The sequence below is a fragment of the Paenibacillus sp. BC26 genome (genome assembly GCF_900116125.1).
Lineage (GTDB): Bacteria > Bacillota > Bacilli > Paenibacillales > Paenibacillaceae > Paenibacillus_Z > Paenibacillus_Z lignilyticus.
On sequence record NZ_FPAD01000001.1, the window covers coordinates 1,506,584 to 1,532,558 of the forward strand.

Annotated in this window: 28 protein-coding genes; 17 read left to right on the plus strand and 11 right to left on the minus strand. The window is 51.4% G+C overall.

What is annotated here, in order from left to right:
* Nucleotides 1-212 precede the first annotated feature (212 nt).
* Both thrS and BM412_RS06345 read left to right on the plus strand, forming a co-directional pair.
* Nucleotides 213-2,132, plus strand: coding sequence for a threonine--tRNA ligase (gene thrS / locus BM412_RS06340; RefSeq protein ID WP_256256150.1), 1,920 nt, complete (start codon nt 213-215; stop codon nt 2,130-2,132).
* A 157-nt stretch (nt 2,133-2,289) separates the two neighbouring features.
* Nucleotides 2,290-2,739, plus strand: coding sequence for a GyrI-like domain-containing protein (locus tag BM412_RS06345; protein WP_177245685.1), 450 nt, complete (start codon nt 2,290-2,292; stop codon nt 2,737-2,739).
* 101 nt (nt 2,740-2,840) lie between these two features.
* Here the strand turns inward: BM412_RS06345 and BM412_RS31780 are convergent, their stop codons facing one another.
* The 6 genes from BM412_RS31780 to BM412_RS06370 form a co-directional block, all read right to left on the minus strand.
* A complete protein-coding gene (locus BM412_RS31780) occupies nt 2,841-2,966 on the minus strand; it encodes a sporulation protein YjcZ (protein WP_143111642.1) in 126 nt (41 codons plus the stop codon).
* A gap of 189 nt (nt 2,967-3,155) precedes the next feature.
* Nucleotides 3,156-3,626: a spore germination protein GerPE gene (locus tag BM412_RS06350; RefSeq protein ID WP_091215329.1), complete on the minus strand. Its 471-nt coding sequence runs from the start codon at nt 3,624-3,626 to the stop codon at nt 3,156-3,158.
* Nucleotides 3,623-3,883, minus strand: a complete 261-nt coding sequence (locus tag BM412_RS32850) for a hypothetical protein (RefSeq protein ID WP_091215332.1) — start codon at nt 3,881-3,883, stop codon at nt 3,623-3,625. The genes BM412_RS06350 and BM412_RS32850 overlap by 4 nt, the downstream gene beginning before the upstream one ends.
* A 16-nt stretch (nt 3,884-3,899) precedes the next feature.
* Nucleotides 3,900-4,664, minus strand: a complete 765-nt coding sequence (gerPC, locus tag BM412_RS06360; RefSeq protein WP_091215335.1) for a spore germination protein GerPC — start codon at nt 4,662-4,664, stop codon at nt 3,900-3,902.
* Between the two features lie 21 nt (nt 4,665-4,685).
* Complete coding sequence (locus BM412_RS06365) at nt 4,686-4,901, minus strand: spore germination protein GerPB (protein WP_091215337.1); 216 nt, start codon at nt 4,899-4,901, stop codon at nt 4,686-4,688.
* On the minus strand, nt 4,901-5,137 hold the full coding sequence (locus tag BM412_RS06370) for a spore germination protein (RefSeq protein WP_090978156.1): 237 nt from the start codon (nt 5,135-5,137) through the stop codon (nt 4,901-4,903). The genes BM412_RS06365 and BM412_RS06370 overlap by 1 nt, the downstream gene beginning before the upstream one ends.
* Before the next feature lie 153 nt (nt 5,138-5,290).
* Between BM412_RS06370 and BM412_RS06375 the strand changes: the two genes are divergently transcribed.
* The 4 genes from BM412_RS06375 (at nt 5,291) to gndA (ending at nt 8,509) form a co-directional block, all read left to right on the plus strand.
* A complete protein-coding gene (locus BM412_RS06375) occupies nt 5,291-5,722 on the plus strand; it encodes a hypothetical protein (RefSeq protein ID WP_091215340.1) in 432 nt (143 codons plus the stop codon).
* A gap of 120 nt (nt 5,723-5,842) precedes the next feature.
* Nucleotides 5,843-6,043: a hypothetical protein gene (locus BM412_RS06380; protein WP_091215342.1), complete on the plus strand. Its 201-nt coding sequence runs from the start codon at nt 5,843-5,845 to the stop codon at nt 6,041-6,043.
* Between the two features lie 230 nt (nt 6,044-6,273).
* Nucleotides 6,274-6,870 (plus strand): hypothetical protein, encoded by a 597-nt coding sequence (locus BM412_RS06385; protein WP_091215345.1) that lies wholly within the window; start codon nt 6,274-6,276, stop codon nt 6,868-6,870.
* 226 nt (nt 6,871-7,096) lie between these two features.
* Nucleotides 7,097-8,509 carry an NADP-dependent phosphogluconate dehydrogenase gene (gene gndA / locus BM412_RS06390; protein ID WP_091215347.1) on the plus strand — a complete coding sequence of 471 codons (1,413 nt, stop codon included), beginning with the start codon at nt 7,097-7,099 and terminating at the stop codon, nt 8,507-8,509.
* On the opposite strand, the gene BM412_RS06395 is transcribed toward gndA, so the two are convergent.
* Nucleotides 8,490-8,792, minus strand: a complete 303-nt coding sequence (locus tag BM412_RS06395; protein WP_091215350.1) for a hypothetical protein — start codon at nt 8,790-8,792, stop codon at nt 8,490-8,492. The two genes, gndA and BM412_RS06395, sit on opposite strands and share 20 nt — an antisense overlap.
* Before the next feature lie 150 nt (nt 8,793-8,942).
* Between BM412_RS06395 and BM412_RS06400 the strand changes: the two genes are divergently transcribed.
* The 5 genes from BM412_RS06400 to ptsP all read left to right on the plus strand — a co-directional run bounded on the left by BM412_RS06400 (nt 8,943) and on the right by ptsP (nt 15,063).
* Nucleotides 8,943-9,470: a shikimate kinase gene (locus tag BM412_RS06400; RefSeq protein ID WP_091215354.1), complete on the plus strand. Its 528-nt coding sequence runs from the start codon at nt 8,943-8,945 to the stop codon at nt 9,468-9,470.
* Between the two features lie 29 nt (nt 9,471-9,499).
* Nucleotides 9,500-10,792 carry a 3-phosphoshikimate 1-carboxyvinyltransferase gene (gene aroA / locus BM412_RS06405; protein WP_091215357.1) on the plus strand — a complete coding sequence of 431 codons (1,293 nt, stop codon included), beginning with the start codon at nt 9,500-9,502 and terminating at the stop codon, nt 10,790-10,792.
* A 53-nt stretch (nt 10,793-10,845) separates the two neighbouring features.
* Nucleotides 10,846-11,283 (plus strand): CoA-binding protein, encoded by a 438-nt coding sequence (locus BM412_RS06410; protein WP_091215360.1) that lies wholly within the window; start codon nt 10,846-10,848, stop codon nt 11,281-11,283.
* A 136-nt stretch (nt 11,284-11,419) separates the two neighbouring features.
* Nucleotides 11,420-13,303: a glucose PTS transporter subunit IIA gene (locus tag BM412_RS06415; RefSeq protein WP_091215363.1), complete on the plus strand. Its 1,884-nt coding sequence runs from the start codon at nt 11,420-11,422 to the stop codon at nt 13,301-13,303.
* Nucleotides 13,300-15,063, plus strand: a complete 1,764-nt coding sequence (gene ptsP, locus BM412_RS06420; protein WP_091215365.1) for a phosphoenolpyruvate--protein phosphotransferase — start codon at nt 13,300-13,302, stop codon at nt 15,061-15,063. Before BM412_RS06415 ends, ptsP begins: the two co-directional genes overlap by 4 nt.
* A gap of 101 nt (nt 15,064-15,164) precedes the next feature.
* Here the strand turns inward: ptsP and BM412_RS06425 are convergent, their stop codons facing one another.
* Complete coding sequence (locus tag BM412_RS06425) at nt 15,165-15,689, minus strand: type 1 glutamine amidotransferase domain-containing protein (protein WP_091215368.1); 525 nt, start codon at nt 15,687-15,689, stop codon at nt 15,165-15,167.
* Nucleotides 15,690-15,773: 84 nt separating this feature from the next.
* Here BM412_RS06425 and BM412_RS06430 point away from each other — a divergent pair, with 84 nt between their 5' ends.
* The 5 genes from BM412_RS06430 (at nt 15,774) to BM412_RS06450 (ending at nt 18,898) form a co-directional block, all read left to right on the plus strand.
* Nucleotides 15,774-16,196, plus strand: coding sequence for a VanZ family protein (locus BM412_RS06430; protein WP_091215371.1), 423 nt, complete (start codon nt 15,774-15,776; stop codon nt 16,194-16,196).
* 126 nt (nt 16,197-16,322) lie between these two features.
* Nucleotides 16,323-16,748 (plus strand): hypothetical protein, encoded by a 426-nt coding sequence (locus tag BM412_RS06435; protein ID WP_091215373.1) that lies wholly within the window; start codon nt 16,323-16,325, stop codon nt 16,746-16,748.
* 31 nt (nt 16,749-16,779) lie between these two features.
* Nucleotides 16,780-17,118: a bacillithiol system redox-active protein YtxJ gene (gene ytxJ, locus BM412_RS06440; protein WP_177245686.1), complete on the plus strand. Its 339-nt coding sequence runs from the start codon at nt 16,780-16,782 to the stop codon at nt 17,116-17,118.
* Nucleotides 17,119-17,189: 71 nt separating this feature from the next.
* Nucleotides 17,190-18,194 carry a catabolite control protein A gene (gene ccpA / locus BM412_RS06445; protein WP_091215378.1) on the plus strand — a complete coding sequence of 335 codons (1,005 nt, stop codon included), beginning with the start codon at nt 17,190-17,192 and terminating at the stop codon, nt 18,192-18,194.
* Nucleotides 18,194-18,898, plus strand: a complete 705-nt coding sequence (locus BM412_RS06450) for a 5'-methylthioadenosine/adenosylhomocysteine nucleosidase (RefSeq protein ID WP_091215381.1) — start codon at nt 18,194-18,196, stop codon at nt 18,896-18,898. Before ccpA ends, BM412_RS06450 begins: the two co-directional genes overlap by 1 nt.
* Before the next feature lie 76 nt (nt 18,899-18,974).
* Here BM412_RS06450 and BM412_RS06455 read toward each other — a convergent pair whose 3' ends face one another.
* Nucleotides 18,975-20,153, minus strand: a complete 1,179-nt coding sequence (locus BM412_RS06455) for an acetoin utilization protein AcuC (protein ID WP_091215384.1) — start codon at nt 20,151-20,153, stop codon at nt 18,975-18,977.
* A gap of 40 nt (nt 20,154-20,193) precedes the next feature.
* The gene (locus BM412_RS06460) at nt 20,194-20,826 is read right to left on the minus strand and encodes a GNAT family N-acetyltransferase (RefSeq protein ID WP_091215386.1); all 633 of its coding nucleotides are present in this window, start codon (nt 20,824-20,826) and stop codon (nt 20,194-20,196) included.
* Between the two features lie 177 nt (nt 20,827-21,003).
* Here BM412_RS06460 and acsA point away from each other — a divergent pair, with 177 nt between their 5' ends.
* Nucleotides 21,004-22,728 (plus strand): acetate--CoA ligase, encoded by a 1,725-nt coding sequence (gene acsA / locus BM412_RS06465; protein WP_091215389.1) that lies wholly within the window; start codon nt 21,004-21,006, stop codon nt 22,726-22,728.
* Between the two features lie 67 nt (nt 22,729-22,795).
* Here the strand turns inward: acsA and BM412_RS06470 are convergent, their stop codons facing one another.
* Nucleotides 22,796-25,924, minus strand: a complete 3,129-nt coding sequence (locus BM412_RS06470; protein ID WP_091215392.1) for a transglycosylase domain-containing protein — start codon at nt 25,922-25,924, stop codon at nt 22,796-22,798.
* Between the last annotated feature and the right edge of the window lie 51 nt (nt 25,925-25,975).

The window sequence follows — 25,975 nt, forward strand, 5'->3', positions numbered from 1 at the left end:
TACCCCTTTGCAGCCGTAACATTGAACCCGTCGATTCTGTGTCGCGGTTGTAAGTGGCACCGATTAATCCCCGTTACCGGATGCTAAGAAGGACCCCGCGCCTGATCGCGATCGGCTGGGTCGAATTAGGGTGGAACCACGAGTCTGAACGCACTCGTCCCTTGGGACATGTGCGTTTTTTTGCGTTCAATTTATCGAATGGAGGAAGACTCGTGGATAATGGGATTAAGGTAAAGCTGCAAGACGGCGGTGTAAAAAGCTTTGATGCAGGCGTTTCGGTTGCAGACGTGGCAAAGGCAATCAGCTCAGCGCTGGGGAAGAACGCGGTGGCAGGCAAGGTGAATGGAAGAGAGGTCGATTTGAGTTATCGGCTGGAGGCGGATTGTGAGGTAGAGCTGATTACGCTCGATAGCGATGCGGGGATAGCCATCCTGCGTCACAGTACAGCGCATCTGATGGCGCAGGCAATAAAGCGGATTTACGGTGACGAGGCGGTGCAGCTGGGCGTAGGGCCGGTTATCGAAGACGGGTTTTATTACGATGTCGCGATTGAGCGTCCGCTCACACCTGCTGATTTGCTAGCCATCGAGAAAGAAATGGATCGCATCGTGCAGCAGAATCTGCCGATCGTACGGCGAGTAGTGGAACGAGAGGATGCGCTTGCTTGGTTTGAAGGAAAGGGAGAGTCTCTGAAAGTGGAGCTGATCCGTGACTTGCCGGAATCGGCAGCCATTTCGATCTATGATCAAGGCGAGTTCGCTGATTTATGCCGCGGACCTCATCTGCCTTCCACTGGCCGGATAAAGTCGTTTAAGTTATTGTCGGTCGCAGGCGCATACTGGCGGGGAGACGCCGAGAATGCCGTGCTGCAGCGGATATACGGTACAGCGTTTCCGAAGAAAGCGCAGCTCGAAGGGCATCTGAGCAGGCTTGAGGAAGCGAAGAAACGAGATCATCGTAAGCTAGGCAAAGAACTCGGGCTGTTCATGTTCTCGGAAGAGGCGCCGGGCATGCCGTTCTATTTGCCCAAAGGAATGACATTGCGCAATGAGTTGGAGCAGTTCTCGCGGGAGCTGCAGCGGGAGCGCGATTACGACGAGGTGCGGACGCCGCTAATGCTGAACCAACGGCTGTGGGAGCAATCAGGGCATTGGGACCACTATAAAGACAATATGTATTTCACAAAGGTGGATGAAACTGCGTTTGCGCTTAAGCCCATGAATTGTCCGGGCCATATGTTGATTTACAAAAACAGCCTTCATTCCTATCGCGAGCTGCCGATTCGAATCTCCGAATTCGGCCAAGTGCATCGCCATGAGTATTCCGGCGCGCTAAACGGAATGATGCGCGTGCGGACTTTCTGCCAGGATGACGCCCATCTCTTCGTGAGACCGGATCAGATCGAAGCTGAGATTGGCCGCGTCATATCGCTTATCGACGACATTTACGCCGTTTTCGGTTTCGAGTATCGGATTGAGCTCTCCACTCGGCCGGCGGATTCGATGGGGGAACCGGAGCTGTGGGATCAAGCGGAAGCCGCACTTGCGCAGGTGCTGAACAATCGCGGAATTGCTTATCGCGTGAATGAAGGCGATGGCGCATTCTATGGAACGAAGATTGATTTCCATATTCTCGATGCGCTTAAGAGGAGCTGGCAGTGCGCGACAATTCAGCTTGATTTTCAAATGCCGGAGAAATTTGATCTGTCGTACATCGGGGAAGATGGTCAGAAGCATCGCCCGATCGTCATCCACCGGGCCGTCTATGGATCAATCGACCGCTTCATCGGCATTTTGACAGAGCATTATGCCGGAGCGTTTCCGCTGTGGCTGGCGCCGGTTCAGGTGAAGATCATACCGGTCTCAGGGATAGATCAAGACTACGCGTTTGAGCTGAAACAGGTGCTCGAGCAGTCAGGCGTGCGTGTAGAAGTGGATTTCCGCAGCGAGAAGCTGGGTTACAAGATTCGCGAGGCGCAGCTCGAGAAAGTACCTTACATGCTGGTGCTCGGTGAGGCGGAGCGGCATTCGGGCACGGTTGCGGTAAGGCAGCGGGGAAATGGGGATATTGGATCCATGCGAATCGAAGATTTGATCGAGCGGTTGCGTGAGGAGCTTGCTTTGAAGAAGTGATGCAAGACGTAGTGAATGCAGTAAGGAGCCCTGGGAATAACGGCGGGGCTTCCACTGCTAAATTTATGCTTGACGGGCAGGGTGATGGAAGCTAGTCTATTGCTGAACACCAAAGATTGGAAAAATCGGCTTATCTCTTGAATGGGGGTACTGTGCTGTGAATTCACTGGATGATGTACAGGAAGTAGCGCTTCCCGAGCGGCATTATGTCGGGACGGCGATTACATCCGTTTTTGCCAATCACGATCCGAAGCGGGTCGAGCAGCACTTGAAGGCTTTTATCGCCCGCAGATTCGAAATCAAGCATCTTGCGGATGCCGGCTCCTATGTTTGTCCATCGTTCGTCAGCGATCAACTGTTTACTTATTTATCCTGCATGGAGGTTCACGCCTTGCCTGCGGTTCCCGAAGGCATGATCGGGTTTACGATTCCGGCGCAGCGTTATGTCAAAGTCCGTGTGGAACAAGGCGATCCTTACGAGCTTCTCCATGCCTATATCAAGGCGAAAGGCTTAGGCAATAACAAGCGCGGACTGTCACTTGAAGTTTATCAAGTACACAAGCCGCTCTGGCCGTCTGAGGTGGATGTGTACGTTCCGTTGTTATAGCAAGTTCGGATGCGCCAACGCGCAGCGCGATCGTACCATAAATGCAAAAACCGGTCTTGCCCCGAAGGCAAGACCGGTTTTTGTTTATGGGACTAACGGGATCAATAGAAGCCGCCGCGAAGAACGATAACGAGCAAAATATAAAGTACAAGAATTACGCCTGCACTAGTCCAAAGCACGCCCGGTCCGCCACCGCAACCTACTCCTGCGCCGCCTACACCTTGCATATATCCCACTGTACATACCTCCTGAGTGGTTAATTTGTGATGTTTCATATCACATTTGTAATATATGCCTTTGAGACGGAATCGATTGGACGTTTGTACGGGGTGCATTCGTAATTACACATTCGCCCAACTGGGACAACAGCGGTTATGCGGGGGAAGCAGCCTGCTACTACAGCAGCCTACCATCCACTAGCATTGAGGTCCGCCAAGTGAGCTCCCGGTTGGCATCGAACGTGCATATTGACGGATATGTTTGACTCTTGATTCCGCGCGCATCTTCAGCCCGTTGCCGATGAGCACGTTGGCCGCGCTGCTTACAGCTATGATTTCGATGCACCCGACGCTGATGGTCGGCTTCAGGTTGGTTGTCCGAATGAACGCGGGCACGTCATCGGACGCAATGCCAAGCGGGTCCCAGCTCGGCGTTGCGCGATCGAATATGGAATACGATTCGAAATAAACTTTGCCCGATTCGATATGATCCGCCGCGCGCTGTACAGCCAGAGCGCGAAGCGAAGCGTTCACTTCTGCTCGATCGCCGATTTGCACGACAGAAGCACTGCCCACGCTCGTTAAGTAGAGTCCGCCTACCTCGGAAACCCTAACGGGGTAGTCCGAATTTTCTTCGCTGTAAGACGGAAGAGGGGGATTGTTTCTCATAATCCCAGCTCCTCCAGCTTCTCGATCGTTTCTTTCTTGAACACATCCGCTTCCCCTTCAGCACGGCTTGCGCCTTGCGGTTCGTCAAGCGGCGCAATCGGACCGACGATAACGGATTCCGGCGGCGTATCGAACATGGAGATGAGCGTAATCTCCTCGGTATCGCCGATTTGAAGTATCGATGCGCTCGCTACGCCGGTTAATTGAATGCTGCCGACAGCGAGCACATGGTTCACTACATGCATCTGCATCTGCATAGAAGAAAGCTCCTTCTTACGAATTTTGCAATCGCGACAAGTAGCTGCGGAGCGCGGCATGGATGTCGCGTGTCGTCTTCCCAATGATCGTCTCTTGGATTTGGGCATCGCTTGGCGTGTGGTTTCCTTCAGGGGATGAGCTGCCCTTTCTCTCATGCTCTGCGGCTTGAATGTAGAATTGGATTCGGGCACTCATTTGCTTGCGAATATCCTCAATGATGAGTTTGCGGTGATACGGATCGAGTGAGATGCCGAGCTCGGCTTCAAGCTCGCTAAGCTGCTGAGGGGCATTCTGATCCAAGTAGCGATCAATCACTAAACGGATTTCCGGATAGGGTGTATCGGGTAGAACGGATCCGGGTCCGGGAACGGTGCTTCCGGGATGAGCAGGGAATACGTTGGGCTTGAGATTGTTCACGGGAGGGTTGTCATTGAACGCTTTATGGCCGGGATCGTTGACTACGACCGTGCTGTTCCCGTTAGGCATCACAATTTGGCCGATTTCTTTGATCTGTTCCTCGTTAGGCGGCGTGAGCCCGATGTTCAGCGTACCATCGAGCTTCTCGACCTTTAACTGGTCGAAATGATATTGAATGGTATCGATGTGATAGCTCGGCTTTGACTCTGCGGCATCCAAACGGGCATTCAGCGCCTCGAGCTGCTTGCAAAGCCGGTTGATGACAGCCTGCTGCTCGTCGAGCTGACATTGCAGCTTATGAATATGCTGGTTAAACGCGTTCCATAGTTGCCAAGGAGTAGGCGGTGTGTTGGCCGGTTGCATACGCTTGTAGGCACCTCCTTGTTAATTCGGATTTGGCAGCGGAACGAAGTTCAGCGGATTCTCTGTGCTGAGCTCTTCGTTAAGCATCGGTGCCGGCTCTTTAAATCCCCCTGAGTTGTACATTTGCGAGAGGGAAGAAATCGCTCCAGCCGTCCCAACCTGCAGGACGGAGGAGTTTGCTACGCTGTCTACACGAAGCTGGTGGATCGTAATGGTTTGATGAACCGTAAGCTGCATTAGATGTTCACTCCGTTAGCAACTTCATTATTCGTATTGTCTTGGACATCAGGATCGCTGGTATTCGTCGAACTGACGGCATTGTTCGAGTTGGTCAAACCGCCGGTGAGGAAGGAGCCTGATCCCGCATACGTTTTGGATGAGCTGGACGGAGAGATTTGCACAGAATCACCGAATTGAACGACGGCGCTGGATCCGACACTGATTACTTTGACGAAGCCTACAATAGCGGGCATGATGACTCACTCTCCCTAGTCTGGTTTACAGCGAGCATTTGTTACATCGTATGCGGCAAATGCCCAGATGTGACTTTGCGTTCGGCAGTAGCGCCTATAGAGCCGCCCGCATAAACTGAATGTTATAACGGCGTTTGGCGGAGGTGCGCTAGTATGTCTTCGAAATCAAAGTGGGAAGAATTGGAGGACTGGATGGATGGGCAGCAGCTGCCCAAAGGATTCGATATCTTCCGCCAATCCGATTGGATCGAGAATTACGTCCGCAGCATGATGAACAAAGCTTTGCCCGCCGTATCCTCGGCGCTAAATCCTGCTTCATCTAATATTGTAGAAACGAAGAGATATGTCATCCTAACGTATCCGCTCGGAGAATCGGCTGATCTGTCCGCCATCGGTCTGGTCGTGAAGGAAGATCGCGTGAAACTAAGCGGTATCGCCGGCAAAAGCGATGAAACCATTAAACTGCCGAAGCTTGTGCTGCCGCGTTCCTGCCATGCGGAGTACGATGGCGCCGTGCTTAAGATTAAGCTGCGTAAGCGCCCGTCAAGCAAACGCGTACATCATGCAACCATTCATGGGCTGTAAGGGAGCCTTTTCATCATAGAATTGTCACCAATTTGTTCGATCTTCCTATGATCCCCTGCTGGCTATACATCACGGGCTTGGCTATAATGCAAGTAAAGACTTGCATAGGGAGTGTTATTCGTGACTCTGGTTGACGTTAGTGCCATATCTGCAGCCTTGTTTATTACGGGCGCGGTGTTTATTATGCTGATATTCGGATTGCTGAGCTTCGGCATCGTGAAGATGTTCGAGCAGCGCATTCGTGCAGGCGTATACAGCTTTGCCGGAGCGGTTGTCAGCGCGGTTTCGTTCGGTATTATTTTGAAAGAATGGTTTGTCTGATCCGTAAATAAGCGGAATATTGGTACAAAGCAGGCTGTCTCAGCGACTTATTCACTAAGTCTGAGGCAGCCTTTTTGCGCGAAAAAGTTTGTTTGTCCAATTGGGCTCGAAAAGGCGAAAAATAGTCAATAATCCAAGTTGCCAGAACATAAGATGGAGTATAAGATAATCATATGAGAGAATATTCAGAACATTTCGTCAATGAAGCCAAACGAAGGGAGGGATTGCCGATGAACAAAAGTTATGAAGTTGAATACTGCAATTTGGAGCTGCGTTTCGACAGACGGCAAATCCAAAATCTCATTCGGGATTTAATCCAGGAGGGATATTCGCTTTATTGGAGCGAAACGGACGTCTATTTTCTCATCTCTGTACGCAGCGGGCGCAAGCTTGTGAAGCTTCGGTTTCAACGGGTCCGCAATCGGTACAAAATCGTCGGTGATTATCTAATCAAGGATGAGAAGTTGTCGGATTTATTGGAGAAGCTGATTAACGATTCCCGCGGTCATGCAGTTGTCAAACGGTTCAAAGACAGGCAAATTGTCATTGAAAGCATTATGTTTGGTGAAATTATTCGACTTGTGGAGGTGTCCGGCATGGAACATCGCATCATCTATCAGAAGAAACCTTTTGTTACGGTAGAAGAAGTCATTCAGGCGTTTCAGTCGAAAAGGGCTGAGGAGCGAGCGTCAGTGCTACGATATGAGCTTGATTATGAGCTATCGGTCCTCCATGAAGCGATCACGGAGGGACGAGAAGCAGACATGACGCAGTCCAAGGAAAGACTGCAATCCCTTAGAACTGAGATGATACAGCTTGAGCTTTGAAATAACCAAGATTAAAGATAGGAAATAAACCTCCGGGATGCCAGCAAACCGGGGGTTTATTTTGTTTGTGTGGTAATATATAGGGGGGAATCGACATTTTTCTGATGAAGAAGGTTTTCATTCCTGTCCAAAAGGAGTAAAATAGGATCATTGTATCCGCAAGCGAAGGTTGTTGCTTCGCCGTACTGTGTCATTACTATAACAGAGAAAAGGTGTGGAGAATCAAATGTCTAAGCAGCAAATCGGCGTTATCGGTCTTGCCGTAATGGGTAAGAACCTTGCACTTAATATTGAGAGCAGAGGATTTACGGTATCGGTTTATAACCGTTCCCGCGAGAAAACAGACGATCTCTTGAAAGAATCGGTTGGCAAAAACCTCGTCGGTACATACACGGTCGAGGAATTTGTAGCATCGCTTGAAGTCCCTCGCAAAATTCTAATCATGGTCCAAGCCGGAGCAGGCACAGATGCAACAATTGATGCACTCGTTCCGCTTCTGGATGAAGGTGATATTATTATCGACGGCGGCAACGCTTATTTCCCTGATACGCAGCGCCGCAGCAAAGCTCTTGAAGCACGCGGTCTTCGTTTCATCGGTACAGGCGTTTCCGGCGGCGAAGAAGGCGCACTGAAAGGACCGTCCATTATGCCGGGCGGCCAAGAGTCTGCTTATAAACTTGTTGAGCCTATTCTTACAGCGATCTCCGCGAAAGTTGGCGGCGACGCTTGCTGCACATACATCGGACCGGACGGTGCCGGCCACTACGTGAAAATGGTGCATAACGGTATCGAGTATGGCGATATGCAACTGATCTGCGAAGCGTATGACCTGCTCAACCGGGTTCTTGGCGTAAGCACGGAAGAATTGCAATCGATCTTCACGGAATGGAACAAAGGGGAGCTCGACAGCTACCTGATCGAAATTACAGCTGATATTTTCTCCAAATATGATCCGGAAACCAAACAGCCTATGGTTGACGTTATCCTTGACTCCGCTGGACAGAAGGGTACCGGTAAATGGACAAGCCAAAGCGCACTTGATCTTGGCGTGCCGCTGTCGATCATTACGGAGTCCGTTTTCTCCCGTTTCCTGTCCGCTCTTAAAGACGAGCGCGTAGCTGCAAGCAAATTGCTGAAAGGACCGCAATCGGCTCCTTACCAAGGCGACAAAGCTGCTTTCATCGAAGCGGTTCGCAAAGCGTTGTTCGCAAGCAAAATTTGCTCGTACGCACAAGGCTTCGCACAAATGCGCGCAGCTAGCGACGAGTATGGCTGGAACCTGCGTTACGGCGATATCGCGATGATTTTCCGCGGCGGCTGCATTATCCGTGCCGGCTTCCTGCAAAACATCAAAGACGCGTACGACAAAAACCCAGGATTGACTAACCTGCTTCTTGACGACCACTTCAAAGAAATCGTGGAATCGTACCAAGGCGCATGGCGTGAAGTAATCGCGACTGCGGTAACGCAAGGGATTCCGGTACCGGCATTCTCGAGCGCGCTGTCCTACTACGACAGCTACCGCACAGAGCGTCTGCCTGCGAACCTGCTTCAAGCGCAGCGCGACTACTTCGGCGCACACACGTTCAAGCGTGTGGACAAAGAAGGATCATTCCACTTCAATTGGATTCAATCCTAAGACCCGTTATTACATCCTGTAAGCAGCTTCGCAGCCGGTCGGACTCTTGCCCGCATCCGCTGCGCTGCTGCTTAAGCAGGAATAACGAGGCTTCTGCAAAGCTTTGAAATTTTTTTAATAAGAGTGGCTGAGGAAGACTGAGTAATTCAGGCGCTTCGTCAGCCATTTTCTTTTTCATATACTCTAGGGTCCACAGCACATCTTCTCGGGAAAGCGGATAATCGGGATTAAAAATCCTGTCCACGCGGTACTGAGCGGAGAAAGGCTCGGGGATTGGAGCCATATCGAGGTCACTCCTTCATGGATTTATTGGAATCGGTACTATCAACTCTACGGAAGAAACCAATTTTTTATACCCGTTAATCTGTAATAATGATATAATCACGGGAAAATGTTTTTTTGTTATCGCACAGATTGGGATGGTGTTTTTTCAATGACGAAGGAAAAACCGCTTCATCATGTTGTCCTCATCGGCTTTATGGGAACCGGCAAATCGACGGTCAGCAAGCAGCTGGCAGAGCTTCTGAAATGCGGTACGGCTGACATTGACGCCGAGATTGTCCGGCGTGAAGGACAGGCGATCGCGGATATTTTCGCAGCGCGGGGCGAGGCTGACTTCCGGCTTGCCGAGACTGCCGCATTGGCAGAAGTACTGGGGAGCTCAGATCCCTTGGTGATCGCGACAGGCGGCGGTGCTGTCTTGTCGGAGCGCAACCGTGAGATGATGCTGCAAGATAGCTTCGTGGTTGCTTTAACGGCAGATCCGGAGCAAATAATTGCCCGTGTGAGCGAAGATGCCGCACGTCCGCTGCTTCAAGGCGATGTGCGCGAACGCGTTAATAAATTGCTCGAAGACCGGAAGCATGCGTATGCGTTTGCCCATTTGACGGTTGATACGTCGAATCTCAGCGTCCGGCAAGTTGTAGAGCAAATTGAGCACGGCATCAAGATGCGTTTCTAACACTTACATATAAAGGAGACCGACTAAAGATGGATGTACTCGTAACCCCGACACCGAAGCTGCAAGGCGAGCTTCAAGCGCTATCTTCGAAGAACTACACGACGCGTTACCTGCTTGTTGCCGCTCTCGCGGAAGGCACCAGCACGATTTATTACCCCGCACATAGTGAAGACAGCGATGCGATGCGCCGTTGCATTCGCGATCTTGGCGCAGTTATTGAAGAAGATGACGAGAAAATTACGATTACAGGCTTTGGTCGCAATCCCAAAGACGTGAAAGAGCTGGATGTGGGAAATGCGGGAGCTGTGCTTCGTTTCCTCATGGCCATTACCGCCCTTGCGCCGGATGTTACATTCATCAACCGGTACCCGGATTCATTGGGCAAACGTCCGCATGATGATCTGATCGACGCGCTTGTCCAAATCGGCGTAGATGTTCAACATCATAATGGCAGACTGCCGATCACGATTCGCGGCGGCGCAGCCAAAGGCGGCAAAATTCAAGTATCCGGCAATGTGAGTTCGCAGTTCCTCAGCGCATTGCTGTTCTTGACGCCGCTGCTTGAGGAAGACAGCGAAATCGAAGTGCTGCACGACCTGAAATCCAAGGTTGTTGTGGGACAAACCCTTGAAGTTCTTGCACAAGCAGGCATCGTGATAGAAGCAAGCGAAGACTTGATGCACTATCGCATTGCGGGCGGACAACGTTATGAAGCGAAGAAATACGTCGTACAAGGCGACTACCCGGGTTCTGCCGCAGTTCTTGCAGCAGCTGCAGTTACGCAATCCGATGTCATTCTGCATCGCCTGGAGGAGAACAGCAAGCAAGGCGAACGCGCCATTGTTGACGTGCTGCGTATGATGGAAGTACCGCTGACACACGAGAATGGCATCGTTCGTGTGCAAGGCAACGGCAAGCTGAAAGCGGTTGAGTTCGATGGCGATAAAGCGACGGATGCTGTGCTTGCCATGGTTGCTGCAGCGGTATTCGCAGAGGGAACTTCCCGATTCTACGATGTTGAGAACCTGCGCTATAAAGAGTGCGACCGCATAACGGATTACTTGAATGAGCTGCGCAAAGCCGGCGCGAACGTGGAAGAGCGTCAGAGCGAAATAATCGTTCACGGTCGTCCGGAAGGCGTGGAAGGCGGCGTGGAAATCAATGCGCACTATGATCACCGCGTTATTATGGCGCTTACTGTCGTTGGTCTGCGTGCCAAACAACCGCTTCGCATCCGCGATGCCCATCATGTGGCGAAGTCCTATCCGATCTTCTTCGATCATTTGAAGGCACTCGGCGCGAATGTCGAATGGATTGAGTAGGAAATTGGCAGTCTAAGCTAAGGAAACGAAATGATAGAAGGGAAGGGATTCACATGGCCCATACTAATCCTTCAAGAGAAGAAATCAAAGGGATTCTCGAAGCAAGCTCGGTAATCGCGGTAGTCGGATTATCTGACAAACCGGACCGTACGTCCTACATGGTTTCGGAAGCGATGCAAGCGAAAGGCTACCGCATCATTCCCGTTAACCCGGCAGGGGCAGATACGATTCTCGGCGAGAAGAATTACGCCTCGCTGAAGGAGATTCCGTTTCCGGTTGATGTGGTTAATGTCTTCCGGCGCAGCGAGCATACACCTCCTGTTGCGGAAGAAGCAGTCGCAATCGGAGCGAAGACCTTATGGCTGCAGCTGGGCATCGCTAATGATGAGGCGGCGGAAATTGCGGAAAGCGGCGGTCTGAACGTCATTATGGACCGCTGCATCAAAGTAGAAGACTCCATCTTGCTGCCGCAAGGGAAGTCCAAAGGATAGAAGATTTCGGCTCATAATCGAATGAAGCGGCGGACCGCGAGGTCTGCCGTTTTATTTTGACAAAGACGGTAACAACCCTTACGATCAGGAGTAGAGGTTTTTTGGGAAATGTCAGATTCAAGAGAGGGGGGAACCTATGAACATAATGGGGCAACTGCAGCAGCTTGGCCGTTCCTTCATGCTTCCGACGATCGTGCTGCCGGGCGCAGCCATATTCCTGAGTTTGAGCGCTTTGCCATGGGACGCGATGGGACTTCCCAGCATCCATACCCATCTGCAAACCGCAGGGGATACGCTGTTTACGTTTCTGCCCTATTTATTTGCATTTGGCATCGCAATGGGGATGACGAGCAATGCGGGTGCGGCAGGGTTGGCAGCCATTGCCGGCATGTTTATTTATACAAGCATCATTAATGCGAGCCATTATGAGCTGGAACCAACCGTGTTTACGGGGGTCATAATCGGGATCGTGACCAGTATATTTAATGAACGCTTCAAGTCGATTAAATTCCCGGAGTATATACAGTTTTTTGGCGGGCCGCGTTTTATTCCGCTCATCGTGAGCGTATTCTCCACGATATGGGCCATCGTCATGGTGCAGCTCGCGCCTTATATTCATAGCGCTTTAATCGAGCTTGGTGAGATTATCGATTCCGGCGGCGGCTTCGGGGTGTTTCTGTTCGGGTTCGTTCTTCGCATTCTGGTTGTGTTCGGGCTGCATCATCTGGTCAGCCACGTTTTCTGGTTCCAAGTCGGAGGCTACAGTACTCCGGAAGGTTCCGTCGTTTTCGGAGATTTGCCCCGTTTCTTCGCAGGGGATCCAACCGCCGGAGGATTTATGGCAGGCTTGTATCCGACAATGATGTTTGCGCTGCCTGCGATCGCGTTTGCGATTATTCACGAGGCGCGCGAGGATTTGAAGCCGAAAATTCGCAAAACGTTTACCACGGCCGCGCTTGCTTCCTTCCTAACCGGAGTCACGGAACCTATTGAGTTTGCATTTTTGTTCGTAGCGCCTTACTTATTCGTGATCCACGCGCTTCTCTCAGGCGCGATGATGTGGTTTACATACGAGCTTGGCATCAGGCATGGCTTCTCGTTCTCAGCAGGAGCGATCGACTTCCTCATTAATGAGCATCTGGCCACTAGGGGCTGGCTGCTCATCCCGATCGGAATTCTGTTCGGTTTGCTCTATTATTTCTTATTCCGATGGGCGATTCAGCGTTTCCAAATTCCAACCCCCGGGCGGGAAGAAGGTTCCCAGCTGGACGAGTGGGCAGGGGATATCCCTTATCGTGCACCGCTCATCCTGCAAGCCATCGGAGGCAAAGAAAACATTGTGCAGATGGAAGCTTGCATCACTCGTCTTCGCTTGAAGGTATCCAGCGATAAGCTGGTAGACATTAACGCCCTCAAACATTTAGGCGCAGCAGGCGTCATCCGGCTGGGCGGGGGCAATGTCCAGATCGTATTCGGCACCTATTCCGAACTGATACGGGAGGAAATGGACAAAGCAATACGAAGGGATATATCTAGGGTTCTGTTTTGTTCCCCCGTTCAAGGAAGAATGCTGCCGCTCTCCGAAGTGCCGGATCCGATTTTTGCGGGGAAGCTTGTTGGAGATGGCGTAGCGTTCATGCCGGATAAAGGCGAGCTCGTCTCGCCTGTCCAAGGAAAAGTCATTCATGTATATCCATCGATGCATGCCATCGGCATTCGCACGCCGGAAGGGCTCGAGGTGTTGCTGCACATTGGCATCGATACCTCCCAGATGAAAGGACATGGCTTCCATGCTGTCGTCCAAGAAGGGGATCAGGTGAAACCGGGTCAACTGCTTATTACCTTTGACATGCAGAAAATACGCAAAGGAAGCAAGTCGCTCGCTACGCCAATGGTCATCACGAACTCCGATTTGGTCAGTTCTTGGAGCTTTGCTCCGTTTAAAGGGGTTAAAAAGGGCCAGGCTTCCGTCATGTCAGTTGTGCTAAAAGAGAGAAGCGGTGGAGGGGAAACAGCGTGATTCAAGGAATTGGAGCATCATCCGGCATTGCAATCGGCAAAGCGTTCGTACTGCCGAACTGGGAATGGGATTTGCCGGAGCAGAAAATCGATGTCGCTGATCTGGCGCGCGAGTTTGATCGATTATATGAAGGCATTCGCACCTCGAAGGTCGAAATCGAGCAAATGAAAGATGAGCTGCGTGAGGTTGTCGGACCTGAGGAAACGAGCATCTTCGATGCCCATTTAGCGATATTGGATGATCCGGTCTTTATGAACGAGATCCAGGGTATCATCCAGCGTCAATATAAAGTGGCGGAAGTGGCGGTAAAAGAGGCCATTGATCATTTTGTGACGATGTTCGATCTATTGGACGATGAATATATGAAAGAACGCGCGCTGGATATCAAGGACGTAGGTAACCGGCTGCTCAAGCATCTGCTTGGCGCACCGGAAATTACGCTGCCTTCCGATACACAGCCTTTCCTGCTCATCGCAAGAGAGCTCTCGCCATCGCAGTTGGCCCATTTGAATCCCAATCACGTTCTGGGCATTGCAACGCTGGCGGGTAGCACGACCTCGCATTCTTCCATCATGGCAAGAGCGCTGGGCGTTCCGCTTGTAGTCGGTATTGAATCTAAGCTTGAAGAGACGATCCAAACCGGCGATTTGCTTATTATCGATGGAGACCTGGGTATTGTTCATATGCATCCTGAGGAATCGCTGGTCGATCAATATACAGGGAAGCAGCTTCGTCAACGGGAGAAGAAGCAGCAGCTCAAACAGATTGTCAGCGTCAAGCCGGTCACGCAGGATGGTAAGGAATTCGAGCTCAGCGCCAATATCAGCTCTCTGAAGGAGCTGGATGTCGCATTAAGCAGCGGAACCAATGGCGTAGGGCTGTTTCGGACGGAGTTTCTCTATATGGACCGCAACCGACTTCCGAAGGAAGAGGAGCAGTATGAAGTATACCGCTCGGTTGCGGAGAAGCTGGATCATAAACCGCTCATTATTCGAACGCTGGATATCGGCGGCGACAAGCAGCTGGACTACTTCGAACTGCCGGAAGAGAGCAATCCGTTTCTGGGCTACCGGGCCATTCGGATTTGTCTCGACAAGAAGGATTTGTTCAAAACACAATTAAGAGCGATTCTCCGCGCGAGTCATTACGGCAACGTGAAGATCATGTACCCGCTTATCTCTTCGGTTGAAGAGGTGAGAGCAGCCAACGCCCTGCTGGAAGAATGCAAATCGGAGTTGAAGGCGGAAGATATCCGCTTTGCCGAGAATATCGAAGTCGGCATTATGATTGAACTGCCAGCCGCCGTTCTTATCGCGGATATTCTTGCCGAAGAAGTCGACTTCTTCAGCATCGGTACGAACGATTTGGTACAATTCACACTCGCCGTCGATCGGATGAATGAGCAAATTTCTCATCTGTATGAGCCGTATCACCCGGCCGTCCTGCGGATGCTGAAGCTGACGATCGAAGCGGCCAAACGCAGCGGCATCCACGTAGGCGTCTGCGGCGAAATGGCCGGCGATCTTCATGCATTGCCAATCTGGCTCGCACTGGATGTCGACGAACTGAGTATGTCCGCCCATGCGATATTGCCTGTAAAGGAGCGGCTTCTCTCCCTGAAGCAGGAGGAATGCCGCGCATTGTTCGACGAGCTGCTCCGCTGCAGAACGAGCGCAGAAATTCATGAGCTGCTGGCCGTTTCGCAGGATGCGCCAATTGCAGCGGCACGTGAACGCGCCACCGTTTCGAAGCCGTTGTAAGCTAGAACGTTGAGAAGGGCGGCAACCCTTGGGTTGCCGCCCTTCTTCTGCGCTGTCGATTATATCGGTCGGCGCTAATTGGAGTCTTCTGGTAAACGAGTTTAGTTGCCGCGAAGCGCATCCACGAAAGCTTTCGCGTAAGGCGGCAAATCCGGCGGACGACGCGACGATACGATGTGTCCGTCTACAACGACCGGCTCATCGATCCATGTTGCGCCTGCATTCTCCATGTCATCGCGAATGCCAGGGGTGGACGTAACCTTGCGGCCTTGCAGAATTTTCGCGGAGATCAGCACCCAGCCTGCGTGGCAGATCTGACCGATCGGCTTCTGCGCCGTATCCATCTCTTTCACCAGCTGCAGCACCTTTGGGTAGCGGCGGAGCTTGTCCGGTGCCCAGCCTCCGGGTACGAGCAGACCGTCGATCTTGCTGCCGTCGACTTCGTCGAAGGACAGATCCGCCGTGGCGGGAACGCCGTATTTTCCAATATGAGTGCGGCCTTTCTCAGGACCTGCGAACAGGACGGTTGCACCTTCCTCGCGGACTCGGTAAACGGGGTACCATAGTTCCAAATCCTCGAACTCGTCGTCGAGCAGGCAAATAATTGTTTTTCCTTGCAAGGACATCTGTTTTCCTCCTTTGGCAGTTGCGTAGTGGTTTACGATTTATAGATTCATCAAGCTCTTATCCATTGTAACGAAGGTGATAGTATGAAGCAAACGACAATGAGGCGGCTTCGCTTCCTCCCGGCGATAATCATTATGGCCACCATTTTTCTGCTTTCTTCACGTACGAATGATGAATTGAACACGTTCCTCCCCTGGTTCCAGAAGCTTTTCCCGCAGATGAGCAGCTTTGATTGGGGGCATTTTATCGCTTATTTCGTGCTCGCTTTAACATTTGATTATGGATTTGCTCGTCGAGCAAGGCGTTGGACTTTCAAAGTGGCAATCGTGCTCCTATGTGTGCTGTATGGTCTTACGGATGAGTATCATCAATCGTTTGTTTCCGGACGATCCCCTGATATTGCGGATCTCCGGCATGACGGAATCGGCGCGGCAATTGCCGTCGTTGTTGTAGCGCTTCCACTCATCCGTAAGCCATGGCGCAGACTGGTTGCGTTATCCGAATGATGCAAAAATTACAACTCGCTTAGAAGCAGGACTTTTTTCGCAAATGGTCGAATATCTTTAACGTCGAGCAGCACCTATTGAACTCTTTATGGTGTTGCTGCTGTTTAAGAGAAGGAGTGGACCACTTTGCAAAAGCGCTGTTCTTGCGGCGACGACATGCCAATGAAGCTGCGTACCGTTATTTATTCGAACAAGGTTGAAATCGATAATGTTCCAATCTACTCATGCAAGTCGTGCAACCGCAGTGAAGTGTTTCCGGAAGTGAAGCCGGATTTGACCGGTTTAATCGGAAAACTAGGAGCTCATCCAGTAAAACAGACGTTTCTGTTTAACGAATGGAATGAATGGGCAAATTTGTTGGTAGAGGCTTATCACGATCGTAAGCTGACCGATCCTTCTATCATGCGGCGTATGACCGAAGAGAGGATCGACATGCTTCTGGATTTGTTTGCTGTGGCGCAAGCTGCGGGCGACGAAGCTTGGACTGCTGAAATACATAAGCGGCTGGCTCAATTGAGCCGCAGCATGCTGCAGTACGGAAGCCGAACCTGAAGGGAGTGAGGGAATGAAGTTACCCCCTCCGATGACAACCGAAGCGCAGTGGGAAGAGGCGTACAGCGGTTCTTTCCAACAGCCTTTGCTGGTCTTTAAACACAGTACAAGCTGCTCGATCAGCAGCGGTGCATATGACGAATTAGCCAATTGGTTGGAAGATGCGACAACGCTTTCACTCCGGCCTGTGATGGTTTTAGTGCCGGACAATCGTCCGCTTTCAACCCTCATTTCAGAGAAACTCAGCCTCAAACACGAGTCTCCACAGCTTATATTAGTGATCGACGGCAAGGTGTCCTGGCATGCATCTCACTGGCGCATTACCTACTCAACATTAGACGAGCATCTCGGTACTCATTGCGAAAAGTAATATTTTGTCGTATCATTACGGTAAAGTAATGCGGCGCGAGATAAAAATTTGAACTAATGGAGAGAAGGACTGTGACGGTAACCATTTATGATGTAGCAAGAGAAGCAGGCGTTTCCATGGCGACGGTGTCGCGGGTTGTCAATAACAATCCAAACGTCAAGCCTCAGACACGGAAGAAAGTATTTGAAGCCATCGAACGTCTTGGCTATCGTCCAAATGCTGTAGCGCGCGGCCTGGCAAGTAAGAAAACAACGACCGTAGGCGTAGTCATTCCGGATATTTCGAATGCAATCTTTGCTGAAGTGGCACGGGGCATCGAAGATATTGCTAATATGTATCACTACAATATTATTTTGTGCAATGCCGATAAGAAGAAAGATAAAGAGATTCGCGTCATCAACACCTTGCTTGAGAAGCAGGTGGATGGTTTGCTGTTCATGGGCGGCGCTGTAACGGACGAGCATTTGCAGGCGTTTAAGACAGCTAATGTGCCGATCGTGCTTTGTGCAACGACTGACGAGAACGGTACGATTCCTTCGGTTGATATCGATCACGAAGGCGCTGCATTCGATGCGGTTCAAACGCTCATTAAGAGCGGACATACGCGCATTGCGATGATTTGCGGTACGCTGCAGGATCCATCGAACGGCTATGCCCGTTTCCAAGGCTACAAACGTGCGCTGGAAGCAGCAGGCTTGCCTTACGACGAAACTCTTGTGCGTATCGGCAACTATCGCTATGAATCCGGTGTTGATGCGATGAAATATTTCTTGGAGCTGGAAACCGTTCCGACAGCTGTATTCTCCGCTACGGATGAAATGGCAATCGGTGCGATTCACTGCATTCAAGATGCCGGACTGAAAGTGCCGGAGCAAATCTCGGTCATCAGCGTGGATAACAGCCGCATGGCATCCATGGTTAGACCACAGCTTACTGCAGTTGCCCAGCCGATGTATGACATCGGCGCCGTTTCGATGCGTTTGCTGACGAAGCTGATGAAGAAGGAAGCCGTTGAGAACCCTAGAGTCGTGCTTCCGCATGAAATCGTGAACCGTCAGTCGGTAGGGAGTAAATAATGACAGCATCGTATAACAGAATTGGCATCATGGGTGCCATGGTAGAAGAGATTGATCTGCTGCACAAACATGTCGAGAAGACAGGCTCGTTTGTGAAAGCGGGAATTGAATATGTAGAGGGTACGCTGCACGGCCGCAATGTCGTGTTCTGCAAATCCGGCGTAGGTAAAGTGAATGCTGCGGTATGTACACAGCTGCTTATTGATGCCGGTGTTGATTGCGTACTGTTCACGGGCGTTGCCGGTGCCGTTGAGCCTAGCTTGAATGTTGGAGACATTGTCGTTTCGACGTCATGCCTGCAGCATGATATGGATGTTACGCCGCTTGGTTTCGCGCGCGGTCAAATTCCGTTTCAAGAGGTATGGGAGTTTCAAGCCGCTGCCGATCTCGTAGAACTTGCGAACAATGCATGCGAGTCCCTATTCCCGGGACGCAGCGTGACGGGCAAAGTGCTTTCCGGCGATCAATTTGTCGCCGATCGCGCTGAAGTGCAGAAGATGCACGAAGAGCTTGGCGGCGCATGCACGGAGATGGAAGGTGCTTCACTCGCGCAGGTGTGCGTGATGAATAACATTCCGTTTGTCGTCATTCGTTCCATGTCCGACAAGGCAGATGGTTCCGCTCATGTGAATTTTGCAGAATTTACGGTACAAGCTTCGGTGAATTCGCACCGCATTATTGATGAAATGATTCAGCACATGTAAGTGGTGCTATATAGAAAGGCAGTTTCACCTGAATTCCCTCGTACACGGGGGAGGTCAAGTGAAACTGCCTTTTTTGTTATAACTGCGATAGCGCAAGTTCGGCGGTCGCTTTATTACGTGCTTCTATCTCTTGTCTGCGAGGCATAGGCTGCCAATCCTTCATATTGTCCAGCCAATGGGTAGGCAAGGGGTCGCTGCTCAGTTGAGACCATTTGGCCAGCCACTTCGCAGGCAGCGGCTCATTCGCGTCAGAATCGCGCAGGACGGCGGCCAGCGGGTGATCGGACATCTCGAGCCAGACTAATGCCCAAGCCCGTGGAACGACGCGCCAGAGGTCGTAGCCGCCGCCTCCGATTGCAATCCATCGACCGGCCGCATAGGTATGGGCCAATTGATGGATAATGGCGGGCATGGCTTGATAAATACGCATGCTGCAATGAATGTGCGAGAGGGGATCATAGGCATGGGCATCGCAGCCATGCTGGCTGACGATGACATCCGGTTTGAACACCTCGGCGACTTTGGCAACGGTTTCACTAAAGCATGCAAGCCAGGACTCGTCTTCCGTATAAGGATCAACCGGAACGTTGATGCTCGTGCCGTAGCCAGCATCGATACCTCGTTCATGAACGAAGCCGGTTCCGGGGAATAGAAACTTCCCGGTCTCATGGATCGAATAGGTACACACGTCGGGATCGGCATAGAATGTCCATTGCACGCCGTCGCCATGATGGACGTCCGTATCGATATACAAGACACGCGCGCCATACTGCTTGCGAATATGAGCGATCGCGATTGCGGCATCGTTATAGACGCAGAAGCCTGATCCACGCTCAGGAAACGCATGATGAAGTCCGCCGGCCATATGATAGGCATGGTCAGCTTCTCCTCGTATGACAAGGTCAGCGGCAAGGACCGAGCCTCCGACGATTGCAGATGCTGCTTCGTGCATGCCGGGGAAGAAAGGTGTGTCTTCTGAATCCAATCCGTACTGAGCAGCTCGTTTAACGGCTTCAGGAGCCGGTGTATCGCGGCTAAGCTCGCGTACGGCATCCATATAGTCTGCACGGTGAACAAGCTGGATAAGCTCCTCTGACGCAGTCTCGGAAGCAATGTAATGTGAAGCATCAATCGCGTCTGCTGCTTCCAATAAATCTTGCGTAAGCGCTAAACGAATCGGGTCGAACGGGTGGTCTTTATTGAATTTATACCGTCCTGCCTCGGGATGATGTATGTATACGGATTTATCCGCCATGATGCGTCCGATCTTCCTTTCCGCCGCTTGCTGCAGCCTGCTAATACATAAACCGCTGCCTGAAGCGGACACGGTCGAATTGCTCGATCGAGCTGATAGGAACTTCTTTGCCGACTCTGACCATTAAACAATTCGCAGGATGAGCGCATATTTCAGGGTCGTCGGTTGCTACCCACTCCATCTCGACGGATTTCATCAGCTTCTCCATCATAGCACGGTATTCCCAGACGCTCAGCTTCGTGCCTTCCAGATCCCAGTGCCAATAATATTCCGTCGTATATACGATGACGTTCTCCAGTTGTTCTTGCGAGAAAGCGAGCCGAATCATCCGTTTGCCGAGTCCAAGCGAGCGGTAGTCATCGGAAACTTCTACCGCACCCAGCTCGATGAGATCGATCATTCCGCCCTCGGACCAGCGTTCCAGTTCGTCCGGATAGTGGAAGGTGACATAACCGACGATGATTTCGCCATCGCGGGCGGCAATAATCCGTCCTTCCGGCAGCTCAGCAATCTCGAGAAGTGCTTTCATTTGTTCTTCCGGTCTGCGAAATGCATCCAATTGGGGATGAAGCTTAAGCCGTTTCAGTGCATCTGCGGGCAAAGGCCCTTCCACGACGATTTCTCGATCCTGATAAGGCAATCGCTGCGCTTGCATCCTTTTGCGATGTTCCAATGATGTTGGCTCCTTTCGCGTTCTATTTAACTTATAACAAAAAAAAGTCAAGTTGAAAAGCATGGTTGAACGAGACGCAGCGTGATATAATATGAAAGCGTATTCCTAAGAGGAAGCCGTTACGGAGGCCGACCTCGCTAGAAAATGTTGCACAATGGGCAGGAGGATGATGAAAGAATGACTAACATGCATCAAGAACGGATTCCGGCTACGGCATCCGGCTCCAACATGACAAGCTACGATGAAACATACGGTAACTTTAGTTTTGAACAGCTTGAACAACAGTTTTCATGGTCTGAAACAGGCAAGGTCAATATGGCCTATGAAGCGATCGATCGTCATGTAGCAGCGGGACGAGGCGGCAATGTCGCACTCTACTATAGCGATAACAATAGAGACGAATCGTATACGTTCCAAGAGTTGTCCGGTCAGTCGAACCGTTTTGCCAATGTGCTTCGCGGACTTGGAATCGGGAAAGGCGAGCGGGTATTCATTTTCATGCCGCGTACGCCTGAGCTTTATTTCAGTCTGCTTGGCTCGCTTAAAGTCGGTGCGGTTGTAGGCCCGCTATTCGAAGCGTTCATGGAAACGGCCGTCAGAGACCGCTTGCTTGACAGCGGCGCAACTGCCATTGTGACGACACCGGCATTGCTCTCACGAATTCCGCGCAGCGAATTGCCGGATTTGAAGCATATCATCGTTTATGGTGAAGGCGTTCAAGCGGGGGAAGGCATCGTCGATTTCAAAGAAGAGATGGCAAAGGCAGCGGATGAAGCCGAGATCGAATGGCTTGATCGTGAAGATGGCCTTCTGCTTCACTATACATCGGGCTCCACAGGCAAACCTAAAGGTATTTTCCATGTTCATAATGCGATGATTCAGCACTACTTCACAGGACAAGTTGTGCTTGATTTGAAGCCCAACGATGTGTACTGGTGCACAGCCGATCCAGGCTGGGTAACCGGAACTTCTTACGGTATCTTTGCCCCTTGGCTTAACGGTGCTGCCAATGTCATTCGGGGTGGACGTTTCAGCCCGCAGGACTGGTATTCCACCATCCAGAAATACGGCGTTACCGTGTGGTACAGCGCTCCAACGGCGTTCCGCATGCTGATGGGCGCAGGGGACGATGTCGTTCAGAAATTCGACCTCTCCAGCCTGCGTCATGTACTTAGTGTCGGCGAGCCGCTTAACCCGGAGGTTGTTCGTTGGGGGCTTAAAGTCTACAACCAGCGTATCCACGATACGTGGTGGATGACCGAAACCGGCGCACAGCTGATCTGCAACTATCCGAGCATGGATATTAAACCGGGCTCCATGGGTAAGCCGATTCCGGGCGTTCAAGCCGCGATCATCGACGACAGCGGGAACGAGCTTCCGCCATACCGGATGGGTAACCTGGCGATTCGCACACCTTGGCCATCCATGATGCGCAAAGTATGGAATAACCCGGCCAAATACGAAGAGTATTTCCGTTTAGAAGGCTGGTACATTTCAGGGGACTCCGCTTATCAAGACGAAGATGGCTACTTCTGGTTCCAAGGCCGTATTGATGACGTTATCAATACAGCAGGCGAGCGTGTAGGGCCATTCGAGGTGGAGAGCAAGCTCGTAGAGCATCCGGCCGTTGCCGAAGCAGGTGTAATCGGCAAACCGGATCCGATGCGCGGCGAGATCATCAAAGCATTCGTTGCTCTTCGCGAAGGCTACACGCCTTCGGATGAACTGAAAGCGGATATCGCGAAGTTTGTCAAAGAAGGATTGTCCGCTCATGCAGCCCCTCGCGAAATCGAGTTCAAAGATAAATTGCCGAAGACGCGCAGCGGGAAGATTATGCGCCGCGTCCTGAAGGCATGGGAGCTTAACCTCCCGACAGGTGACCTGTCGACAATTGAAGACTAAGCTTCGAAGTAAACAAAAGCCGCCAAGTGCATCGGAATGATGCGCTTGGCGGCTTTCTTGATTGTACCTATTTGATTCCGACCGGAGTGGATGTGCCGGATTCGCCTGTTTCGTTGACCGCGCTCACTTGGAAGTAACCTGCGGACATGGGGGAGACATATTCGAATCTGGACTCATCGGTAGAGCCGATTTTACGATATCTGCCGTTCTCGGTCGTACTGTAGTAAACATTGTACTGCATGACTTGCTCTGAGGTTGCATTATCGGACCAGGTGAGCTTAATTCCGATATCGGTGCTTTCAAGCTTTACGTTCATCGGGACCGAAGGAGCGGCTAAGCCGCTCTCGCCGGTTGTTGACCCCGGATCAGGAAGCAGAATTCCGCCGGTATCATCACCCGTACCTTGAACATCGCCATCATCCGTGAAGTCCGGAGTAGGCGGAAGCGGATTGCTTCCGCTGCCTGACGCTACGATGCCGCTCGGTGCGGATTCTCTGCCCGCTACATCAACGGATGTGACATAGTAGCTGAACGTCGCCGAACCGCTCACGTAATTGACGAAACGGTTTTCTTGGCCCGTCATAACCGGACTTCCGGTGTAAGTGAAAGGCCCGTCGTTTATAGCGCGGTATAAACGGTAGCCGACAATATCCTTCTCAGGAGCAGGAGCAAATACGATACGGTATGCATTGGACTTGCTCACGGTTTCGAGCCGCACATTAGGTGGCGCAGAAGGAGCTTTACCGTCTTCAACGCGCGGATCGACGATCGATGGTGCATCCTGCCCCGCATCCGGCGGCAGGTACATGCTCATCGGCCTGCGGCTGTCTTCCGGCAATTTGGCTTGAGCAGCCTCGATTTCCTGCATGAGCACGTCAAGCGGTTTCTCGCGTTTGACGACCGTGAGTTCCTTAATCATATCTGCCGGCGTTGCAGGCTGCGGAATGTAGTTGACTCCGTTGAATGAGATCACGGCCATTTTGACAAGCGCGTCATCGGATTCCTTCGGCAGGAATTTGCTGTTGAACCAATCGGTTACAAGCTTGCCGCTGCTCCGCGTAAGCTCAGTTGGAAGCTTGCCGCTAACGCTCGATACCGTAGATTTAACAATGCCTGAAGGCATGCTGAACTGCTTGGTTGGGAATAACTCAGGCCGTTCATCCGTCACTTCGTTCATAATGAGGGACCAGATGTTCTTAGCATGATTTCTTCCGTCTTTCGACAGCGAGTAAGCTTGCTTCTCATACCCGACCCACACGCCAAGCGTGACATCCGGGGTGAAACCCTCGAACCAAACATCGCCATAACTTTGCGTGGAGCCTGTTTTACCGACGACTGGGATTTTGCCGTAGTTTTTGAACTTGGACGCCACGGCATGACCGGATCCGTTCGGATCAGAAATGACTGTTTTTAGCATATCCGTCATAAGGAAGGCGGTTTGCTGCGAGAATACCCGAAGCGGCTTCGCTTCATGCTTAAAGACAATATCGCCATTGGCATCGGTAATTTTGCTGATCATGTAAGCATCGTTAAAGACGCCGTCGTTCGCGATTGCGCCATAAGCATTCGTAAGCTCTTCAACCGAAACGCCGATGCTCAGACCCCCGATTACGCCGGTTTGCGCATACTCATCTTCTGGTTTAAGCGAAGTAATGCCGAGCTTTCTGGCGAACTTCCAAGCTTCCGGAATCGTCACCACTTGGTTGAACAGCTTAAGAGCCGGCAAGTTCAAGGAGCGGTTTAACGCTTCACGCGCCGTAACGAGTCCGTAGAACTTCTTATTGAAGTTCATCGGAATATGGAAGCCCTTCTGTCCGTCCTTAAGCACCATCGGAGCATCATCCAGCACGCTGGCCGGTTGAATTAAACCCTTCTCGATGGCCGGTAGGTAAGCAGCGATTGGCTTCATCGTAGAACCGGGCTGCCTTGTCATCTGAGTGGCATGGTTCATCTGCTCGGTGTAGAAGTCGCGGCCTTCCAGCATCCCCAGAATGGCGCCCGTTTTATGATCTAGCATAACGGCAGCCGTTTGTTCCATGCCTTTCTCTTCGCTGTCCGGATCGAAGTTCTCCGGGTTGGTGCCTACTTTATGCATGGCATTATACACACGCTTGTCGATCGTCGTATAGATGTGATAACCGCCGCGCAGCAGGCGCTCCCGCGCTTCTTCAATAAGAGGCGCATTCTCCTTCTTGCGAACATCCGCTATGGTCAGGTTAGGATTCTCCTGCATGAGCAAAATCTCTGCTCCCTGACGTTCTGCTTCGAGCATCAAGTACGGGAAGGTAGAGTACGCTTTCTCCGTAGGCTTGGCCAGCGAGGCTTTGATATCGAAGGCCAGTGCCTCATCGTATTGTTCAGCGCTGATTCGTCCCGTTTCGAGCATCCGCTTAAGCACAATGTGCTGGCGGTCGATCGATAACGCGAAGCCGGACTCATTGAATTTGCCTTTGCTGGTGAATGCGGTATAGGCGGACGGTCGCTGCGGCAATCCGGCCAAATAGGCCGATTGTGCAGTGTTCAGTTGATTCAGGTCCGTAATATTGAAGATCCCTTTGGCTGCTGCTTTAATACCATATAGATTATAGCCGCTGTTTCCCGTTCCAAACTGTACCTTATTGAGGTAAGCCGTCAAAATTTCGTCCTTGGTCATAAACCGCTCCAGCCGCAGGGCGAGGAAGATTTCTTTCGCTTTACGACTGTCCGTCTTGTCCAAGGTGAGAAACACTTGGCGAGCCAGCTGCTGCGTGAGCGTACTGCCGCCTGTTTGGGTTTCTTCGTTAAGTACTTTCTGTTTCACGGCGCGCGCCAAACCATTGAAATCCACGCCGATATGTGAGTAGAAATTGTTGTCCTCCGTAGCAAGGACGGCATTTACGACTTGCGGAGGGATGTCAGCTCGCTTAATGAGCCGGCGGTCCTCTTGCGTACGCAATTGTCCGACAGGTGTTTGTCCATCATTGAAATAGACAAAGCCCGTTATGGCGTTCTCGTTTATTTTGGTTTCAATATCAGTGCGGGGGCGTACGGGTTCATCCTTGACGAAGGATGCGACGTAACCTGCGACGGTCGCTCCGGCAAACAATCCGATTAATAATCCGAAAATGAATAGCCATTTGAAGGTTACGAGCGTCACGATTCCAAAAGTCCGCCATTTGCTGTATCCTTTTGTTTTCTGTTGACGGTCTTGATTCATAAAATGATTAGCCTCCTCCGATTAACAGTGCTATTATAGCATAAATCGCCA

Excerpts from the sequence above, each read along its gene's own strand:
- BM412_RS31780 (WP_143111642.1), bottom strand. The coding sequence starts at position 2,966 with ATGCAAGGTGTAGGCGGCGCAGGAGTAGGTTGCGGTGGCGGACCGGGC.
- BM412_RS06350 (WP_091215329.1), bottom strand. The coding sequence starts at position 3,626 with ATGAGAAACAATCCCCCTCTTCCGTCTTACAGCGAAGAAAATTCGGAC.
- BM412_RS32850 (WP_091215332.1), bottom strand. The coding sequence starts at position 3,883 with ATGCAGATGCAGATGCATGTAGTGAACCATGTGCTCGCTGTCGGCAGC.
- gerPC (WP_091215335.1), bottom strand. The coding sequence starts at position 4,664 with ATGCAACCGGCCAACACACCGCCTACTCCTTGGCAACTATGGAACGCG.
- BM412_RS06365 (WP_091215337.1), bottom strand. The coding sequence starts at position 4,901 with ATGCAGCTTACGGTTCATCAAACCATTACGATCCACCAGCTTCGTGTA.
- BM412_RS06370 (WP_090978156.1), bottom strand. The coding sequence starts at position 5,137 with ATGCCCGCTATTGTAGGCTTCGTCAAAGTAATCAGTGTCGGATCCAGC.
- BM412_RS06375 (WP_091215340.1), top strand. The coding sequence starts at position 5,291 with ATGTCTTCGAAATCAAAGTGGGAAGAATTGGAGGACTGGATGGATGGG.
- BM412_RS06385 (WP_091215345.1), top strand. The coding sequence starts at position 6,274 with ATGAACAAAAGTTATGAAGTTGAATACTGCAATTTGGAGCTGCGTTTC.
- gndA (WP_091215347.1), top strand. The coding sequence starts at position 7,097 with ATGTCTAAGCAGCAAATCGGCGTTATCGGTCTTGCCGTAATGGGTAAG.
- BM412_RS06395 (WP_091215350.1), bottom strand. The coding sequence starts at position 8,792 with ATGGCTCCAATCCCCGAGCCTTTCTCCGCTCAGTACCGCGTGGACAGG.
- BM412_RS06400 (WP_091215354.1), top strand. The coding sequence starts at position 8,943 with ATGACGAAGGAAAAACCGCTTCATCATGTTGTCCTCATCGGCTTTATG.
- aroA (WP_091215357.1), top strand. The coding sequence starts at position 9,500 with ATGGATGTACTCGTAACCCCGACACCGAAGCTGCAAGGCGAGCTTCAA.
- BM412_RS06410 (WP_091215360.1), top strand. The coding sequence starts at position 10,846 with ATGGCCCATACTAATCCTTCAAGAGAAGAAATCAAAGGGATTCTCGAA.
- BM412_RS06415 (WP_091215363.1), top strand. The coding sequence starts at position 11,420 with ATGAACATAATGGGGCAACTGCAGCAGCTTGGCCGTTCCTTCATGCTT.
- BM412_RS06425 (WP_091215368.1), bottom strand. The coding sequence starts at position 15,689 with ATGTCCTTGCAAGGAAAAACAATTATTTGCCTGCTCGACGACGAGTTC.
- BM412_RS06430 (WP_091215371.1), top strand. The coding sequence starts at position 15,774 with ATGAAGCAAACGACAATGAGGCGGCTTCGCTTCCTCCCGGCGATAATC.
- ytxJ (WP_177245686.1), top strand. The coding sequence starts at position 16,780 with ATGACAACCGAAGCGCAGTGGGAAGAGGCGTACAGCGGTTCTTTCCAA.
- BM412_RS06450 (WP_091215381.1), top strand. The coding sequence starts at position 18,194 with ATGACAGCATCGTATAACAGAATTGGCATCATGGGTGCCATGGTAGAA.
- BM412_RS06455 (WP_091215384.1), bottom strand. The coding sequence starts at position 20,153 with ATGGCGGATAAATCCGTATACATACATCATCCCGAGGCAGGACGGTAT.
- acsA (WP_091215389.1), top strand. The coding sequence starts at position 21,004 with ATGACTAACATGCATCAAGAACGGATTCCGGCTACGGCATCCGGCTCC.
- BM412_RS06470 (WP_091215392.1), bottom strand. The coding sequence starts at position 25,924 with ATGAATCAAGACCGTCAACAGAAAACAAAAGGATACAGCAAATGGCGG.